The organism is Bacillus sp. MYb209 (assembly GCF_002975175.1).
Classification (GTDB): domain Bacteria; phylum Bacillota; class Bacilli; order Bacillales; family Bacillaceae_G; genus Bacillus_A.
Window position 1 is genome coordinate 1 of the sequence record NZ_PCNZ01000113.1, and the last position, 1,745, is coordinate 1,745.

General features: G+C 27.4%; 2 protein-coding genes. Both read left to right on the top strand.

What is annotated here, in order from left to right; genetic code table 11:
- Positions 1-579 precede the first annotated feature (579 nt).
- Complete coding sequence (locus CQZ94_RS30620; RefSeq protein WP_181149586.1) at positions 580-963, top strand: hypothetical protein; 384 nt, start codon at positions 580-582, stop codon at positions 961-963.
- 81 nt (positions 964-1,044) lie between these two features.
- Entirely contained in the window at positions 1,045-1,458 is a 414-nt protein-coding gene (locus CQZ94_RS30625; protein WP_105588421.1) for a hypothetical protein, read from the top strand.
- The last annotated feature ends 287 nt before the right edge of the window (positions 1,459-1,745 follow it).

The following is a 1,745-nucleotide window of genomic DNA, read 5'->3' on the forward strand; positions in this document are numbered from 1 at the left end:
TATCAAAAATTTTCCTTCGTCTGTTTGACCTCTTACAGAAAAACGGACGGAAATCGCATCGATATGAGAAAAAGACAGTCTTTGATATTTTAGGTGTCGTTTATCAGTGTACTGTATCCAATCTAAAGCAAAAAACTGCATAATCTTTAAAAATACACCTTATCAAGGTTTATTTGGTATGCGTATTTTTAAAAACAAATAAACAAAATATCAAGCATGTAGGCAACATGAACGGAAGTTCATAGGAAACCCAACCTTAGCTTGATGGGCATGGGGTACCGCCAGCATTTTGGAAAAAAATCAGGCTAAGAGTATGCAAGATTTTATACAATTTTTCGGCTAATCCAGTAACCTAAAAACCATGCCAGGATAGGAATGTATAAAAAATGAATAGAGTTATAGAAAAAGAAAAAGTGGATTTCTTTTGAGAGTAGGGATTCGCTTTTTTCTTGCTACTGATAATGAGACGTTATGTTAACCCGATTTGAATACAATATACATATTACATTTTATCTATCTTACACAATGGTAACTATCATATAATAAAAGTAAAATTAGGAAATCGTGAGGATAATTACATTGAAAAAATTTGTTGTTAGCTATTTAGCTTGCTTGATGTTTTTCTCTATTTCTATCAATATTTTAGCTTATCAAGAACCCAATTATGAAGAAACATGGGGTCCGATTTGGGTATCAATTATTATGTATGTGATATTAGGAAGTATTCCTGTTTTTATAGGTTGTTTATTAGGAGAATTTTTTTATAGAAAAATAAAAAAGAGTTATAAGTTAAAATTCGGAATCCCCTTATTTATATTGTTAGGAGTTTTCTATGGTTATTTAATCCGTATTATAATCTTTGGGAAACATATTATATCTGTATCTTTTACTATTCAGGACTTTGTGGAAATCAGCCCTATTATTTTAGCATCTTTATTATTTTATTTTATAAGACGGATTTAATTAACTTCCAATAACGGAAGTTATGATAACTAAATATTACAAGTGTATTTACTTTGAATTTTTATGAAAGGAGATAAAACAGTGCATTTATTAAGAAGGTTGATAGCAGCTATATTGTCAGCATTAATTATGTCTACGTCATTCGAAATACTTGATTTTGTTTTCGCTAATCCGTATCAATTTTCATTTCTAGATATATTTATGATAGCCATAATCTACATTAGTCCTATATTTATATTATTTGGAATTTCAGTTTCATTATTGATTGATTGGTTTATAAAAAAAGTCTTAAGTAAACTGAATTCTCCTAAAAAAATTCATTTAGTTCAACTATTTATTTATGCGATATTTGGCGTAATTTCATTAGGTATATTGTTTTCATTTGTTTTTATGGTACCTGGCTTAGTATGGAATGCTCTTTTTGGAATAATACCAGCTGTTTTATATTTCTTTGTATTATCGTCTTTAAAGAAAAGAGATAAATCAACATCCTGAATGTATACTTTTGTTGTTGATTTTGAGATTATTAAGGGATTCGAGATAAGGTTAATAATTTTGGGAAAATGAATGTAAACTAATATGTAAAAGTTTACATTCGATATCATTAAAAAAAGTCCTATATAAGAGGACTTTTTTATGTAGATAAGTTAATATAATAATAGCATTTTTTTAGTTTTTTATACTTCTCTTATTTTTTTCCACAACTGTTTGCCAAGTGAACATGCTCATTAAAAATTTTGTTGTTAATTTGTTTTTCATATTTTTTTAATGTTTCATTTATT